Source organism: Rhizorhabdus sp. GW822-FHT03C02, assembly GCF_058801765.1.
On sequence record NZ_JBXANN010000011.1, the window covers coordinates 26112 to 41293 of the forward strand.

The 15182-nt window shown below is 67.4% G+C and carries 16 protein-coding genes; 6 read left to right on the forward strand and 10 right to left on the reverse strand.

Annotation, left to right across the window (positions count from 1 at the left end):
* Window positions 1-87: 87 nt before the first annotated feature.
* The 3 genes from AC1RM6_RS22745 to AC1RM6_RS22755 form a co-directional block, all read right to left on the reverse strand.
* A complete protein-coding gene (locus AC1RM6_RS22745; RefSeq protein ID WP_493105446.1) occupies window positions 88-1785 on the reverse strand; it encodes an ATP-binding protein in 1698 nt (565 codons plus the stop codon).
* 138 nt (window positions 1786-1923) lie between these two features.
* A complete protein-coding gene (locus tag AC1RM6_RS22750; RefSeq protein ID WP_493105448.1) occupies window positions 1924-3222 on the reverse strand; it encodes an adenylate/guanylate cyclase domain-containing protein in 1299 nt (432 codons plus the stop codon).
* Window positions 3223-3434: 212 nt separating this feature from the next.
* Window positions 3435-3977, reverse strand: coding sequence for a J domain-containing protein (locus tag AC1RM6_RS22755; protein ID WP_493105450.1), 543 nt, complete (start codon window positions 3975-3977; stop codon window positions 3435-3437).
* A 233-nt stretch (window positions 3978-4210) separates the two neighbouring features.
* Between AC1RM6_RS22755 and AC1RM6_RS22760 the strand changes: the two genes are divergently transcribed.
* Together AC1RM6_RS22760 and AC1RM6_RS22765 are read left to right on the forward strand one after the other, a co-directional pair.
* Entirely contained in the window at window positions 4211-4822 is a 612-nt protein-coding gene (locus tag AC1RM6_RS22760) for a DUF6975 family protein (RefSeq protein WP_493105452.1), read from the forward strand.
* Window positions 4823-4930: 108 nt separating this feature from the next.
* Window positions 4931-5776 (forward strand): AAA family ATPase, encoded by an 846-nt coding sequence (locus AC1RM6_RS22765; RefSeq protein WP_493105454.1) that lies wholly within the window; start codon window positions 4931-4933, stop codon window positions 5774-5776.
* Window positions 5777-5869: 93 nt separating this feature from the next.
* Here the strand turns inward: AC1RM6_RS22765 and AC1RM6_RS22770 are convergent, their stop codons facing one another.
* The 4 genes from AC1RM6_RS22770 to AC1RM6_RS22785 all read right to left on the reverse strand — a co-directional run bounded on the left by AC1RM6_RS22770 (window position 5870) and on the right by AC1RM6_RS22785 (window position 10029).
* Entirely contained in the window at window positions 5870-6802 is a 933-nt protein-coding gene (locus tag AC1RM6_RS22770) for an NAD(P)H-dependent flavin oxidoreductase (protein WP_493105456.1), read from the reverse strand.
* Window positions 6803-6902: 100 nt separating this feature from the next.
* A complete protein-coding gene (locus AC1RM6_RS22775; RefSeq protein WP_493105458.1) occupies window positions 6903-7664 on the reverse strand; it encodes an SDR family NAD(P)-dependent oxidoreductase in 762 nt (253 codons plus the stop codon).
* Between the two features lie 26 nt (window positions 7665-7690).
* Complete coding sequence (locus AC1RM6_RS22780) at window positions 7691-8878, reverse strand: acetyl-CoA C-acyltransferase (protein ID WP_493105460.1); 1188 nt, start codon at window positions 8876-8878, stop codon at window positions 7691-7693.
* 23 nt (window positions 8879-8901) lie between these two features.
* Window positions 8902-10029, reverse strand: coding sequence for an acyl-CoA dehydrogenase family protein (locus AC1RM6_RS22785; protein WP_493105462.1), 1128 nt, complete (start codon window positions 10027-10029; stop codon window positions 8902-8904).
* A gap of 83 nt (window positions 10030-10112) precedes the next feature.
* Between AC1RM6_RS22785 and AC1RM6_RS22790 the strand changes: the two genes are divergently transcribed.
* Window positions 10113-10760, forward strand: a complete 648-nt coding sequence (locus AC1RM6_RS22790; RefSeq protein ID WP_493105464.1) for a TetR/AcrR family transcriptional regulator — start codon at window positions 10113-10115, stop codon at window positions 10758-10760.
* Between the two features lie 156 nt (window positions 10761-10916).
* On the opposite strand, the gene AC1RM6_RS22795 is transcribed toward AC1RM6_RS22790, so the two are convergent.
* The 3 genes from AC1RM6_RS22795 to AC1RM6_RS22805 all read right to left on the reverse strand — a co-directional run bounded on the left by AC1RM6_RS22795 (window position 10917) and on the right by AC1RM6_RS22805 (window position 12539).
* Window positions 10917-11600, reverse strand: coding sequence for a Crp/Fnr family transcriptional regulator (locus tag AC1RM6_RS22795; protein ID WP_493105771.1), 684 nt, complete (start codon window positions 11598-11600; stop codon window positions 10917-10919).
* A gap of 151 nt (window positions 11601-11751) precedes the next feature.
* A complete protein-coding gene (locus tag AC1RM6_RS22800) occupies window positions 11752-12186 on the reverse strand; it encodes a cupin domain-containing protein (protein WP_493105466.1) in 435 nt (144 codons plus the stop codon).
* A gap of 116 nt (window positions 12187-12302) precedes the next feature.
* Window positions 12303-12539, reverse strand: coding sequence for a hypothetical protein (locus AC1RM6_RS22805; RefSeq protein ID WP_493105468.1), 237 nt, complete (start codon window positions 12537-12539; stop codon window positions 12303-12305).
* A 135-nt stretch (window positions 12540-12674) separates the two neighbouring features.
* Here AC1RM6_RS22805 and AC1RM6_RS22810 point away from each other — a divergent pair, with 135 nt between their 5' ends.
* The 3 genes from AC1RM6_RS22810 to AC1RM6_RS22820 all read left to right on the forward strand — a co-directional run bounded on the left by AC1RM6_RS22810 (window position 12675) and on the right by AC1RM6_RS22820 (window position 15171).
* Window positions 12675-13208: a hypothetical protein gene (locus AC1RM6_RS22810; protein ID WP_493105470.1), complete on the forward strand. Its 534-nt coding sequence runs from the start codon at window positions 12675-12677 to the stop codon at window positions 13206-13208.
* A gap of 434 nt (window positions 13209-13642) precedes the next feature.
* Window positions 13643-14020, forward strand: coding sequence for a fluoride efflux transporter CrcB (crcB, locus tag AC1RM6_RS22815; protein WP_493105472.1), 378 nt, complete (start codon window positions 13643-13645; stop codon window positions 14018-14020).
* Entirely contained in the window at window positions 14017-15171 is a 1155-nt protein-coding gene (locus AC1RM6_RS22820) for an RluA family pseudouridine synthase (protein WP_493105474.1), read from the forward strand. Before crcB ends, AC1RM6_RS22820 begins: the two co-directional genes overlap by 4 nt.
* The last annotated feature ends 11 nt before the right edge of the window (window positions 15172-15182 follow it).

Genomic DNA, 15182 nt, shown 5'->3' on the forward strand with positions numbered 1-15182 from the left:
GAAACAAGTTCAGCATGACGAAGGTGAGGGTCGTGCTTCGCCTCTTTAACGAAGGTCGGGGTTCGACGCCGCTCGAGCGCCACCCGCTCAGACCTGCGTCTTCTCGCGTGCCGCGGCGATGCTCGCCATCAGATGTTTCTGGCGGAACGGCTTCGACAGCCGCACCACGTCGGGAGCGATCAGGTCGATCCCCTGATAGCCCGAGATGATCAGCACCGCGAATTCGGGATGTTCGGCGCGCAGCTTCTGCGCGAGTTCGGCGCCGGTCATCCCCGGCATGATATGGTCGGTGACGACGACGTCGGGATTCAGCCCCGCATCGATCAGGGTGAGCCCCTCGGCAGCGTTCTCCGCCTGGATCACGTCGAAGCCGACATCGGCGAGCATCTCGGCAGTGCCCTTGCGGACGATCAGCTCGTCGTCGATCACCAGCACGGTCTCGCCGCCGGCATCGCCGATCGGCGCGCCGGCGCCGGTGGCCGCGACCGGCGCCGCCGCCTTGGCGGCGGGCAGCCAGATCAGCACTTCGGTGCCGCGGCCGGGCGCGCTGCCGATCTCGAGCGCACCGCCGAGCTGGGCGGCAAGCCCCTGGACCATCGACAGGCCGAGCCCGGTGCCATGGCCCTCGCGCTTGGTGCTGAAAAAGGGTTCGGCGGCGCGGGCGAGGGTCGCCTCGTCCATGCCGATGCCGGTGTCGCGCACTGCGATCGACACATAGTCGCCGGGCGGCAGGCTCGCCGGGCCCCCGCCGGCGCGCAGCGCGATCACCAGGTCGCCGCCGTGCGGCATCGCGTCGCGGGCGTTGAGCGCGAGGTTGAGGATCGCCATTTCGAGCTGGTGGCGGTCGGCCTTGGCCGGGGGCAGGCCCGGCGCCGCGTCGATCCGCACGCCGATCCGCGACCCCAGCGTGCTGGCGAGCAGGGTCATGATGCCGTCGACCAGCCCCGGCAGGTCGACCGGCGCCGGCAGCAGCGGCTGGCGGCGGGCGAAGGACAGCAGCCGCTGGACCAGCGTCTTGGCGCGCTCCGCCGCCTCCATCGCCAGCGTCGCGCTGCGCGCGACCGCGGGTTCCTCGGCGCCGCGCCGCAGGATCAGGTCGAGCCCGCCGATGATCGGTGCGAGCAGATTGTTGAAGTCGTGCGCGACATTGCCGGTGAGCTGGCCGATCGCCTCGAGCTTCTGGGTCTGGCGCAGCGTCTCCTGCGCCTCGACCAGCTCGGCGGTGCGTTCCTCGACCCGCCTGGCGAGACCCGCGTTGAGTTCCTCGAGCGATCCGAACAGTCGGCGGTTTTCGAGCGCTGTCGCCGCCGATCGGGCGAGCGTTTCGAGCAGCATGATCTGGTTCGGGGTCGCCTGGGCGGTCTCCGACCAATAGGCGCCCATCGCCGCGACCGGCTCGGGCCGGCCGATCGGCACCATCACCATGCTCTTCACGAAGGTCACCCGATAGGCGTCGACCGGCACCCGCGCATCCTGGAAGACGTCGGGAATCGACGTGGTCTCGCCATGGGTCATCGCCCAGCCCGACACGCAGGTCTCCAGCGGGAAGCGCAGCCCGGCCCACAGCGGTTCCTTGGCATCCTCGGCGACATAATGGCAGCGATCGCCGTCGCGCAGCACGATCGCGATGCCGTCGGCGCCGACGATCCGGCGCGCGGTCGACCGCAATGTCTCGACCACCGCATCGAGCGTGCGTGCATTGGCCAGCTTCTCGATCGCCTCCGCGAGGAGCGACCAGCGCTGCGCCAGCAGCCGGTCATCCCCGATCCGATCCTCGTCAGCCATGGGCTCAGATGGTCCTTCGATACGCGTAAACTACGGTATGATCTTGGAGCCTGCGCCGCCAACAATCCAGTCGGATTCTGCAACCCGGCGCCTACGGATATATCCGATGCGGACAGGCCGGCGCGTCGGCCGTTGGTATCAGCGCCCGATGGCGTTGCGGTCGGGGACGTTGAACCACAGCAGTTCGAAACGCAGATTGTCGCGCTTGGCGATGTCGGCGAGCGCGGCCGGATCGAGCGTGTGGGTGAGCTGTTCGACCGGCATCGGCTTGTCGGCCTCGACCAGCATCAGCCCCGACCAGCCGACATGGGTCGCGTTGAGCGGGATCAGCTTGACCCCGGCGCCGCTGCCGCCGGGCCCGGCCATGATCTGCGCCTTGTCGGCGACCGCCGCGACCGCGCCGTCGTCGGAGATGCCGTAGACCTCGAACTCGGTCTTCAGCCGCTGCGCTTCGATGCTGACGTCGAAATCGAGCCCCTCGACCCCCGGCCGCCAGCCGCCGACCGTCATCCGCGGCACCCCGCTATAGCGATAGGCGCGGACCTGCTCGATCCAGCCGCATTGCTGCTGCAGCAAGGGTGCGACCTCGCTGGTTTCGATGCGCTGGATCGCGATGCCCTTCGCCGCCGCCGCGCGCATGATCACGTCGCGCACCCCGGCGCTGTAGACCGAGGCGCCGGCCAGGGAGAAGACATGCTGCCCGTCGGTCTCCGAATGTTCGGCGACGCGCAGCCACGAACAGGGCAGTGTCTCGATCGTCTCGGTCACGAATTTCTCGGGCGAGGCGCTGTAGGTGCGCCAGGCGAAGAAACCGCCGGCCGCCAGGATCAGGATCGATCCGGCCGCGATCAGCAGCCGGATCATGTTGCGCCGGGTGCGGCGCGACATCCGCGCCTTGCCGCTGCGCACCGCATTTTTCGACAGGGCATAGACCCGCATGGGCTGGGCGATGTTCTTGAGGCGGACGTCGCCCATATCCTCGAACTTCACCTTGAACTGGCGCAGATCCTCATAGGCGCGCGCCGAGATGCAGATGCCGCCGGGCTCGGCCTGACCCTCGAGCCGCGCGGCGATGTTGACGCCGTCGCCGAAGACATCGTCATTCTCCTCGTCGATCATGATCTCCGAGACGTTGATGCCGATCCGGAATTCGATGTGGCGATCCTTGGGGATGCCCTGGTTGCCGGCATCGGCGCGCTGCTGGATCTCGATCGCGCAGGCGAAGGCATCGATGACGCTGCCGAATTCGGCGAGCACGCCGTCGCCCGTCGTCTTGACCACGCGCCCGCGATGCTCGGCGACCTTGGGCCGCACCAGCCCGTCGAAATAGAGTTTGATCCGGGCGAGGGTCTCCTCCTCGTCCAGCTGCATGATCCGGCTGTAACCGACGATATCGGCCGCAAGGATCGCGGCAAGTCTGCGAACGACTGTATTCATATGGGCCCCTGCGACGCTACTGACTCCGCATGCGACGGCCCGCAACCCTCAATTGAGGGAGAGAGCGATGCGACCGTCCCGAGACGGAGCAGGAACGACAAAACCTTGGACGACACCCCACGCCGATAGCGCATGATGCGTCCACGCGACGTGAGCCTTGTCACAGATGACGGCAAAATCGAACCCGCGGCCGGGCCGGGTGGCGGGGGGGCCTAGAGCGGCCCGGACATCTTGAGCCGCCGTTCCTCGGCGCGGCGCAATATCTCATAGGCGGCCTGGACCGCCTGGAAGCGCACCGCCGCCTTGGCGTCGTTGGGCTTCACGTCGGGATGGTTCGCCTTGGCATGCCGCCGCCACGACGCCTTGATCGCCTCGAAATCGGCATCGCTTTCGAGTTCGAGGGTTTCGAGCGCGCGCAGCTCGTCGCCGGTCCAGCGGCCGTCGCCGGGGCCGGCCCAGCCATAATGCGACGCCTCGGCATAGCCCGACGAGGTGCGCCGCTCGTCGCGTTCGCGCGCCGCGGCCTCTTCCGCCGACAATCCCTGAAAATAATCCCAGTTGGCATTATATTCGGTGGCGTGCGCCAGGCAGAAATACCAGCGCTCGGGGCTGTTGGGCGATTTGGGGGCGGGACGGTCGCCGGGCTGGTCGCAACCATGGCGATCGCACATGCGCACCTTGGTCGCCCCACGCTCGCCGCCATAGCCGCCCCAGCGGGGGAAGCCCCAATTATCGGATCGAGATGAACGCGCCATAAGCGACCCTTTTAGCGCCAATCGACTGAACGGGCCATGTCCTTGAAGTGATTCGGCAAATTTTTCGCCGACGTACACCGGCTGTTTACGACGACTATGTACAACGGCCTTTCGGTGACGGGCGCGCGTTTTGCATCCGGCACCGGCGTAACCGGTTGTATTCGGGGTGTAGCATGGCTTTGATGTTGGCGGAGACCGTCGCTCCCAGGGGAGCTGCGGATATTATTCAGGCGTTGCTGCGGGCCGATGGGGCGGCGAGCCACCCCTATATCGCCTGTCAGGTTTTCGTGTCGGGCCGCGATACCGCGCGCAATCTCGCCGATGCGGTCCATCACCTCACCACCTTGCACGGGCGCGCGCCCGGTATAGTCGATCTGGCGGCCGCCCGCGCCGACTATGAACCCGCCACCGACTGGCTCGATTCCGCGACCCGCGGCTTCGAGCAGGAGCGCGCCTATCTCGCCCGGGTGGTGGTCGCCGCCGGGCCGATCCCCTCGACCCCCGGCCAGGCCGAATCGGCGGCCGCGGTCTCGGGTCAGCGCCATGCGCTGGAGACCCTCGCCCGGTCGGAACGCACCGGCTGCGCGCTCGGCGCGGCGATCGCGCTGACGATGGACTGGCGTGCGATCCGCACGATCATCGATGCCGCGGCGCAGCGTTTCGGTGTCGGCCTGGTCCCGCCCGCCTTGCCCAGCCCGCGCCAGACCGCCGCCGTGCTCAGTTCGACCGCCGGCCTGAGCGGGGTCGAACGCGCGATGGTGTTCGGTGCCCAGCAGATCTTCGTCCAGAACCGTGGCCTCTGGGACCTGCTCGATGCCCGCCAGCAGGCGCGTGTGGGATATTGAGCGACATAACCGCCCGGCGATGAAAGCCGGGCGGCGGCCGGGCTTCTTGCGCAGTGCGGCATCGCCGCTTATCGCTTTCTGTCAGCAAGGGCAGAGGAGAGAGCGGGCGTGCGCTTCGAGGGAACCGACGATTATATCGCAACGGCCGACCTGAAGGTCGCGGTCAACGCCGCGGTGACCCTGCGGCGGCCGCTGCTGGTCAAGGGCGAGCCCGGCACCGGCAAGACCGTGCTCGCGCACCAGATCGCCAAGGCCGCCAACGCGCCGCTGATCCAGTGGAACATCAAGTCGACCACCAAGGCGCATCAGGGCCTCTACGAATATGACGCGGTCGCGCGGCTGCGCGACGGCCAGCTCGGCGACGCCCGCGTCCACGACATCGCCAACTATATCCGCAAGGGCAAGCTCTGGGAGGCGTTCACCTCGCCCGAGCTGCCGGTGCTGCTGATCGACGAGATCGACAAGGCCGATATCGAGTTTCCGAACGACCTGCTCCAGGAACTCGACCGGATGTCGTTCGACGTCTACGAGACCCATGAGACGATCGCCGCGAAGGACCGGCCGATCGTCGTCATCACCTCGAACAACGAGAAGGAGCTGCCCGACGCCTTCCTGCGCCGCTGCTTCTTCCATTATATCAAATTCCCCGAGCGCGAGACGATGCAGGAGATCGTCGACGTCCATTTCCCGGGTATCCAGAAGCTGCTGGTGACCAAGGCGATGGAGATCTTCTACGAGATCCGCGAGATACCGGGGCTCAAGAAGAAGCCGTCGACCAGCGAGCTGCTCGACTGGCTCAAGCTGCTGCTCCACGAGGACATGCCGCTCGACATCCTCCAGAATCGCGATCCCAAGAAGGCCATCCCGCCGCTCCACGGCGCGCTGCTCAAGAACGAGCAGGACATCATGCTGTTCGAGCGGCTGGCCTTCCTCGCGCGGCGGCAAGGGAATTAAAGAATATCCGTTCGTGTCGAGCGCAGTCGAGACACGTTACGCCACCGCGGGGTGTCTCGACTGCGCTCGACACGAACGGCTTGGTTTTCCGCGCTATTCCGTCAGCCGCTTGATCGCCGCCTGATATTCGGCCTTGAGCCGGGCGACGAGCTGCGCGGTCGGGACCACCGCGTCGACCGCGCCGATGCCCTGGCCGCAGCCCCAGATGTCGCGCCACGCCTTGGCGCCGCCGGCGAGGGCGGCGAAATCCATCTTCGACGGATCGGATTCGGGGAGATGGTCGGGGTCGAGCCCGGCCGCGACGATGCTCGACTTCAGATAATTGCCGTGCACCCCGGTGAACAGGTTCGAATAGACGATGTCCTCGCCGTTGCTGTCGACGATCGACTGTTTGTAGGCGTCGGAGGCGACCGCCTCGTCGGTGGCGATGAAGGCCGAGCCGATATAGGCGAGGTCGGCGCCCATCGCCCGCGCCGCGGCGATCGCGCCGCCGGTGGCGATCGCGCCCGACAGCGCCAGCGGGCCGTCGAACCATTCGCGGATTTCCTGGACCAGCGCGAACGGCGACAGCGTGCCGGCATGGCCGCCGGCGCCGGTCGCGACCGCGATCAGCCCGTCGGCGCCCTTTTCGATCGCCTTGCGCGCGAAGGCGTCGTTGATCACGTCGTGGAGGACGATCCCGCCATAGCTGTGGACCGCGTCGTTGACGTCGGTGCGCGCGCCGAGCGAGGTGATCACCATCGGCACCTCGTAGCGCACGCACAGCGCGAGATCCTCCTCGAGCCGGTCGTTGCTCTTGTGGACGATCAGGTTGACCGCGAACGGCGCATCGCCGCCGCCGATCTCGGCGCGCAGCCGCTTGAGCCAGTCCTCGAACACCCCCGACGGCCGCGCGTTGAGCGACGGGAAGGAGCCGACCACCCCGGCCTTGCACTCGGCGATCACCAGCTCGGGCTGCGAGACGATGAACATCGGCGAGGCGATCGCGGGAACCGAGAGACGGCCTTCGAGGATTTTGGGGAGCATGGGTCGACCTTCGAGGTGCGGAATTCCGCATATATTCAGAAAAAAGGCAGGCGCCGCACGGCCGCGACGCCTGCCCCATCTCAGGACGATAAGCGCTTGATCAGCGCGGCGCCATCCGGATCGCACCGTCGAGGCGGATGACCTCGCCGTTGAGCATCGGGTTGCGGATGATCGACTCGGCGAGCATCGCATATTCCTCGGGCTTGCCGAGCCGGCTCGGGTGCGGGACCTGGGTACCGAGCGAGTCCTGCGCGGCCTGGGGGAGGCCGGCGAGCATCGGCGTCCAGAAGATGCCGGGGGCGATCGTCATCACCCGGATCTTGTGCTGGGCGAGGTCGCGCGCGACCGGCAGGGTCATCGCGACGACGCCGCCCTTCGACGCGGCATAGGCCGGCTGGCCGACCTGGCCGTCATAGGCGGCGACGCTGGCGGTGTTGATGATCACCCCGCGCTCCTCGCCGACGACCTCGAGCTGGGCGGCCTTGGCGGCGAAGCGCGACAGGGTGATGAACGAGCCGATCAGGTTGATCTCGATCGCGCGGCGGAAGGCGTCGATCGGGTGCGGCGCGAACTCGCGGCCGACGGTCTTGATGGCCGGCGCGATACCCGCGCAGTTGACCAGCACCCGCGCGGGGCCGTGCGCGGCCTCGGCGGCGGCGATGCCGGCATCGACACTGGCTTCATCGGTGACGTTGACCGCGACGAACAGCCCGCCGATCGCCGCGGCATGCGCCTTGCCGGCCTCCTCGTTGAGGTCGAACAGCGTGACCTTGGCGCCGTTCTGCGCGAGCAGCGCCGCGGTCGCGGCCCCCAGCCCCGACGCGCCGCCGGTGACGATCGCCGAAATTCCCGAGATATCCATACTAGTCCCTCTCTATTCGGTACGGATCAGACGAGCTCGACCGCGACCGCGGTCGCTTCGCCACCGCCGATGCAGAGCGCGGCGACACCCTTCTTCAATCCGCGATTCTTGAGCGCGGCGATCAGCGTGGTGATGATCCGCGCACCCGACGCGCCGATCGGATGGCCGAGCGCGGTTGCGCCGCCGTTGACGTTGACCTTCTCGTGCGGGATGCCGAGATCGCGCATCGCGATCATCGCGACCACCGCGAACGCCTCGTTGACCTCGAACAGGTCGACATCGGCGACGCTCCAGCCGGCCTTCTTGAGCAGCTTCTCGATCGCCGGCACCGGCGCGGTGGTGAACAGGCCGGGCTCATGGGCGTGCGCGGCGGTGGCGACGACCACCGCCTCGGTGGCGAGGCCGAGCTTCGCGGCGACGCTGGCGCGGGTCATCACCAGCGCGGCGGCGCCGTCGGAGATCGACGAGGCGTTGGCGGCGGTGATCGTGCCGTCCTTGATGAAGGCGGGCTTGAGCCCGGGGATCTTGTCGGGCTTGGCGTTGCCGGGCTGCTCGTCGACGATCACCTGGGTGTCGCCGCCGCGGCCCTTGACCGTCACCGGCACGACCTCGCTGTCGAAGGCGCCGCTGGCGATCGCGGCGTTGGCGCGGCTGAGGCTCTCGAGCGCGTAAGTGTCCTGGTCGCCGCGGGTGAACTGGTACATCTGCACCGCGTCCTCGGCGAAGGCGCCCATCGGCTTGCCCTTGTCATAGGCATCCTCGAGCCCGTCCATCATCATCGAATCATAGATGACGTCATGGCCGATGCGCGCGCCCGCGCGGTGCTTCTGCATGATGAAGGGGGCGTTGGTCATGCTCTCCATGCCGCCGGCGACGATCACGTCGACAGTGCCGGCGGTGAGCGCCTCATGCGCCATGATCGCGGCCTGCATGCCCGATCCGCACATCTTGTTGAGGGTGGTCGCCTCGACCGACTTGGGGAGGCCGGCGATCAAGGCCGCCTGGCGCGCGGGCGCCTGGCCGAGGCCGGCGGGGAGCACGCAGCCCATATAGATGCGGTCGATCGCGGATGGATCGACCCCCGAGCGCTCGACCGCGGCCTTGACCGCGACCGCGCCGAGATCGACCGCCGACACGCCGGCGAGCGCGCCCTGGAAGCCACCCATCGGGGTGCGGGCGAAGGACGAGATGATGATCGGATCTTCGGTCGACATGATATGCTCCTTAAAGCTTCGGCTCAAAGCGCGCGGGCGATGACCATGCGCTGGATGTCGGACGTGCCCTCGTAGATCTGGCAGACACGCACGTCCCGGTAGATTTTCGCGACCCCGAATTCCTCGAGATAGCCATAGCCGCCGAGCGTCTGGATCGCGCCCGAGCAGACCGCCTCGGCGGTCTCGGAGGCGATCAGCTTGGCCATTGACGCCTCCTTGAGGCAGGGCAGCCCGGCATCCTTGATGCTGGCGGCGTGGAGGACGAGCTGGCGCGCGGCCTCGAGCCGGGCGGCGAGATCGGCGAGCCGGAAACCGACCGCCTGGTGATCGATGATCAGCGCGCCCATCGACTTGCGCTCGCGCGCATAGCCGACCGCGATCTCGAGCGCGGCCTGGGCCATGCCGACGCACTGCGCGGCGATGCCGACCCGGCCGGCCTCGAGGTTCGACAGTGCGATCCGGTAGCCATTGCCCTCGGCGCCGAGCAGCAGATCGTCCTCGACGAACATATTGTCGAAGCGCAGCGCGCAGGTGTCCGACGCGCCCTGGCCCATCTTGTGCTCGACCTTGTCGACGACATAGCCCTCGCGGTCGGTCGGCACGATGAAGGTCGAGATACCCTTGCGCCCCGCCGCCGGATCGGTGACCGCGACGATCATCACCACCCCGGCGATCTTGCCCGAGGTGATGAACTGCTTGGCGCCGTCGATCCGCCAGCCGCCGTCGACCTTCGTCGCGCGGGTACGGATCGCCGAGGCGTCCGAACCGGCATCGGTCTCGGTCAGCGCGAAGGCGCCGATCGTCTCGCCCGAGATCAGCCCGGGCAGGAAGCGCGCCTTCTGGCTCTCGCTGCCGTCCTTGAGCAGGCCCGAGACCATGATGCTGTTCTGGATCGACACGATCGTCGACAGCGCGCCGTCGGCGGCGGCGATCTCCATCAGCGACAGCGCATAGGAGACATAGTCGGCCCCGCCGCCGCCGGCCTCCTCGGGCGCGGTCATCCCCATCAGGCCGAGCCCGGCGAGTTCTGTGAACAGCTCGGGCGGATAGCCGCCGGCGGCTTCGAACGCGGCGCTGCGCGGGCGGATCTGCTCCTGCGCATAGTCGCGCACCGCGTCGCGAATCGCGGCCTGCGTATCGGTCAGGATCATGGCGACATACGCTCCGAATAGACTTTACTCATGAGTAGTTGTGCGTTGCGTGCCGTCATGTCAATATCCGATCGATGAAGGACATGACCGACACCGCCTCGCTCGCCTCCACTGGCCCGGCCGCTTCCCCGTTTCGTTCGGCCGCCGAGCGCGAGCGCGACAAGGAGAACAAGCGCCAGGCGCTGCTGACCGCGGCGGTGACGATGTTCAACGAGCGCGGCTTCCACGCGACTTCGCTCGACGACGTCGCCGCCAGCCTGGGGGTGACCAAGCCGGTGATCTACCATCATCTCGGCAACAAGGATCAGGTGCTGCTCGAATGCATGCGGCTGGGGCTGGCGAAACTCGAAGCCGCCGCGCTCGACGCGCAGGGCCGGGCCGGCACCGGCGCCGACCGGCTGCGCTCGCTGCTGCTCGGCTATGCCGAGCACAACATGACCCCGTTCGGCGCCTGTGTCGTGCTCACCCCCGATTATGAGTTGTCGCCCGACAGCCGGGCGACGGTGCGCGGGATGAAGCGCCGGGTCGACCGCATCATGCGCGACATGATCGCCGAAGCGACCGGCGACGGCTCGGCCCGCATCGCCGACGTCCGCCTCGCCGGCTTCGCGCTGGCGGGGGCGATCAACTGGATTCCGCGCTGGTATCGCGCCGACGGCGAGCGGACGGCGGCGGAGATCGCCGCGAGTTTCGTCGATACGCTCATGCAGGGGATGGTGACGGCTGGGTGAGGGTCGGCCGGCATTCGCTCGGGCGCGCGCGGAGTTGGTCTTTCCTCGTCATCCCGGCGGAGGCCGGGATCTCGTGCGGATAAGGCGCGCCCCTGCCTCCTGAGATCCCGGCCTCCGCCGGGATGACGAGATAGGGGCGGGTCCCGCCCCGCGTCCCTAGTCGATCGCTTCGGCTATTTGCGTCAGATAGTCGGCGTCGATGATGCGGATCTTGCCCTGGGCGAGTTCGATGACGCCTTCATTGGCCCAGGCGGCGAGCTGGCGGTTGATGTTTTCGCGGCTGATGCCGACGAAGTTGCCGAGTTCGCTCTGGCTGAGGTCGCGCGTGAGCTGGGCGCCATGGGCCTGGAGGGTCAGCCGCTTGAGATAGCGCGCGAGCCGCGGGCCGGTGGTGAAGGCGCGGTCGCTTTCGATGGTGGCGTTGGTCTGGCGCATCCGGCGCGCCATTTCACGCAGCAGGCTGAGCGCCATCTTCGGGTTGCGCTCGACGAAGCCCTCGAACGCGGCGCGGCCGATGCGCAGCACCCGCCCGGCCCACATCGCGATCGCCGAGGCGGTGCGCGGCTCGCCGTCGAGCACCGCGATTTCTCCGAGTACGGTGCCGGGTTCGGCATAATCGAGGATGATCTCGCGACCGTTCGGCGTCACCATCGAGATGCGGACGACGCCTTCGAGGATGATCAGCAGCGAATCGCCATCGTCGCCCTGGCGCAGCATCGTCTCGTTGACCTTGGTCGACTGCAGCGTGCCGATCTGCAGCAATTCGGCCAGTTCCTGTTCGTTGCAGGCCGCGAAGACACTGTTGACCGGCAGCAAGGCGGCAAGTTGCGCTGGCGTCATCGACACGCTGTCTTTTCCCCCTGACGATTCGGACCAGGCGCGTGCCGGCGTCTCCTGGCGCGCTACCCGGCTATAAGAGTGTCGTGACGCGCCGATGAATGCAAGCATCGTTAATGTTTTTGGGAAAGCGCCGGAAAGCGGCGCGAACGCCTCAGCCTTTCGGTGCCCAGCCCGGCGGCGCCAGCGCGAATCCTTCGAAGACGAAACCCGGCGCGACCACGCAGCTCACCAGCGCCCAGCCCTCGCGCGCCTCGGTCGCCTGCCACCAGCCGTGCGGGACGATCGCCTGCGGGCGGTCGCCGGCGAGGACATCGGGGCCGACCCGGATCGCCTCGACCGGGCCATCGTCGCCCGGCGCGATCAGCAGCTCGACCGCGCTGCCGGCGTGGAACAGCCACAGTTCGGTGCCGTCGACCCGGTGCCAGTGCGAGCGCTTGCCGGCCTCGAGCAGGAAATAGATCGCGGTCGCCAGCCCGCGGCCGCCACCGTCGTCGCCCGCACCTTCCCGCCATGTCTGGCGATACCAGCCGCCTTCGGGGTGCGGTTCGAGCCCGAGCGCGGCGATGATGTCCTGAGGGTCAACCACCTGTCTGTTGTCTCATGTTCATGAAACCCGATCTATTTCCGATAGTTGTATCATCACGATGTGTTGCTTTGCGTATCTGGACGGCCTTCGCCCCGCGGCGGAGGCCGTTCATCTTTTCACATCAGCAACGTCTGGAACCACAGCGATTCGCGGACCAGCCGCCCGACCGCGATCGCCATCGCGAACATGCTGAGCCAGCGACCGCTGTCGGCGCGCGAGAGGATGCCGAAGGCGGTCCCCATCGCCGCCAGCGGCACCGCGGCCCAGGCGAAGATCGCATAAGACGGGACGAGCGTGCCCAGCAACACGCACAGACTGGCCGCCCCCAACGCCAGCGAGAACATATTGTACATTGCGCCCCGGCACCATTTCCCTACTTTCGCGCACCAGCCCCCTGCTTGCGCGAACTGTATTATTTTTCTAATACAGCAGAGATGACATTAGCCCAATTTGCTGGCGAGGAGAAAGAGATGCGTGCGAAGACCGTCATGTTGGCCCTTCCCCTTCTGGCACTGTCGCTGGTCGCGCTGGGCGGATGCGAAATGAAGATCGGCAAGGACGACGACAAGGCGAACGTCTCGTCTGTGACGGTCGGCGAGGACGGCAATGTCGCGATCGCGTCGGTCGACGACAGTAAGGGCGTTTCGATCTCGGTCCCCGGCTTCCAGGCCAAGGTCAACATGCCCGGGCTCAAGATCGGCGACGGCAATATGGATATCGACGGGATGAAGCTCTATCCCGGCACCAAGCTCGACGCGATCAACGTCAATGGCACCGACAATGGCCAGAAGGGCGTGGTGATGCGCTTCACCAGCGCCGCCGCGCCGGCCGCGCTCGCCGATTATTATGCCGACGCTGCCGCCGCGAACAATTTCACCGCGGTCCAGTCCTCGAAGACCGCCGCCGGTGCGACGGTGACCGCGATCAAGCCCGACGGCGACCATATCAAGATCGCGATGGCGCCGGCGGCGACCGGCGCGGGCAGCCAGGGCAGCATCAGCGTCGAGGACAAGGGGGAGTAGGGGAGTCTTTGTTTTAGACCCTCAAACGCCGGGCGGTCGGCATCCGCCTCCCTTGGCTTCCTCGCAATAAGCTCGGGCGGCCGGTCGGCCTTGCGGGCCTGCGGCCCGTGGCTTTGTACGCCCTTCAAACGCCGGGCGGTCGGCATCCCCATCTTCGTCGCCCCAGCGCAGGCTGGGGTCCATGTCTTTCTCCAATCCAGATGCCATCATTTGTCGTACGAGACATGGATCCCAGCCTTCGCTGGGACGACGGGGAGAGGTGGGCGCACAAGATCGAGCGGCAGGGAACCGGGCTCAGGCGACCCCAAGATGAAGCGATACGCACCCGCCTTGGGCGGCCCCGGCTTCCGCCGGGGCGGCGGCTGAATTGGCGACCAGGTCGCCCATTCAGCCTTGCACTGGCGCAAAATCATCGCAGCGGCTAAAGGCGGCGCATGCCCCCATTGTTTCTCGTCATGATCGGCGGCGCCATCGGCGCAGGCTTCCGATACCATATCTCGTCCGTCGCGCTGCGCCATATGGGCCCGGGCTTTCCCGTCGGCACCTGGATGATCAACCTGCTCGGCGGGTTGGCGATGGGGATCGTCGCCGGAATCGTCGCGCGCGGCGACATCGGCGCCGAGCAGTTCCGGCTGTTCGTCGGGGTCGGTATCCTCGGCGGCTTCACCACATTTTCCGCGTTCAGCCTCGAGACCTTCGAGATGCTGACCCGCGGTGAAAACATACTGGCACTGGCCTATGTCGTGTCGTCGGTGGCAGGATCGATCCTGCTGGTGATGGCCGGCCTCTGGCTGTCGCGGGGGATCGCATGACCGACAAAGAAAAGCCCGTCGCCCAGGGCGGCGCGCCGGCCGGCGATCCGACCGGCCGCCAGTTCACGGTCGGTTACGACGATGACGGCATCCGGCTCGACCGCTGGTTCAAGCGGCATCTGCCCGACACCAGCTTCAACCTCGTCTCGCGCTGGGCGCGCACCGGCCAGTTGCGGATCGACGGCAAGCGCGCCGAGCCCGGCGACCGGATCGAAGCGGGACAGATCCTGCGGGTGCCACCCGCCGAGATCGTCGCCGAGGCGATCAGCGCGGCGACCAAGGCGCCGCGCCCGAAGCGCGATCGCGAGCCGCTGAGTGCCGAGGACACCCAGCTGATCCAGTCGATGGTGATCCACCGCGACAAGCAGGCGCTGGTGCTCAACAAGATTCCGGGGCTCGCGACCCAGGGCGGCACCAAGACCGACCGCCATGTCGACGGCCTGCTCGACGGGGTCCAGTTCGAGGCCGAGAACCGGCCCAAGCTGGTCCATCGGCTCGACAAGGACACGTCCGGGGTGCTGCTGCTCGCGCGCACGTCGCGCGCCGCCGCGCATTTCGCCAAGGCGTTCAGCAGCCGCACCGCGCGCAAGGTCTATTGGGCGCTGGTCACCGGGGTGCCGTCGATCAACGACGGCATGATCGAGCTGCCGCTCGCCAAGCAGCCGGGCAGCGGCGGCGAAAAGATGCATGTCGACATGAAGGACGGCTCGCCCGCGCGCACCCGCTATCGGGTGATCGAGCGCGCCGGCAACCGTGCCTGCTGGGTCGAGCTCCAGCCCTATACCGGCCGCACCCATCAGCTGCGCGTGCATATGGCGGCGATCGGCCACCCGATCGTCGGCGACGGCAAATATGGCGGGCTCGAAGCCTTTCTGACCGGCGACGTCAGTCGCAAGATGCACCTCCATGCGCGCCGGCTGAAGGTCGACCATCCCGACGGCGGGGTGATCGACGTGATCGCCAAGCTGCCCAAGCATTTCAGCGATTCGCTCAACGTGCTCGGCTTCGAGGAGGAGCTGGGCGACCTGCTGCCGCTCGACGAGGTCAAGGCGATCGATACCCCCGAGGGCAAGCGCCGGCTGGTCGCCAACAAGGCCAAGGATGCGCGGCGTGCGCGCAAAGGCGAGCGGCGGGGCCGGGCCCGCGAGTGATGAAGGCGTTC